Source organism: Kocuria sp. HSID17590 (genome assembly GCF_003989485.1).
Classification (GTDB): domain Bacteria; phylum Actinomycetota; class Actinomycetes; order Actinomycetales; family Micrococcaceae; genus Kocuria; species Kocuria salsicia.
The window spans coordinates 1-278 of the sequence record NZ_RBMB01000083.1 but is presented as its reverse complement, the minus strand read 5'-3'; the positions used below and the strand labels follow the sequence as shown (position 1 = coordinate 278).

At 64.4% G+C, this 278-nt stretch carries 1 pseudogene; it reads right to left on the bottom strand.

What is annotated here, in order from left to right:
* Positions 1 to 135 precede the first annotated feature (135 nt).
* Positions 136 to 278, bottom strand: a pseudogene (locus D8M39_RS12505) (helix-turn-helix domain-containing protein); the annotation flags it as partial.

Sequence of the window (278 nt, the reverse complement as noted above, 5' to 3'; positions counted from 1 at the left end):
CGTGGTCAGGTCAGGGGTCGCGAAAGTAGGGTGGAGCACGTCGAGGTCTTTCGGGATGGCGAGCGTGAAGAACTTCCATCATCCGGGAGACCTCGACCCCTACCCGGCCACCGACGCGCTCAACCGAATACACCCTCGTTCGTGAAGAGCCCGTTTGATCGTCGAGGCAGGCCGACCCAGAGCACGGCCTATCGCGCGCAGACTGACACCAGCCCGGTGCAGGTCAGCGATCGTCTCGCGTTCTGCCACGGTGAGGTACCTGCGGTGCAGCACCGCGT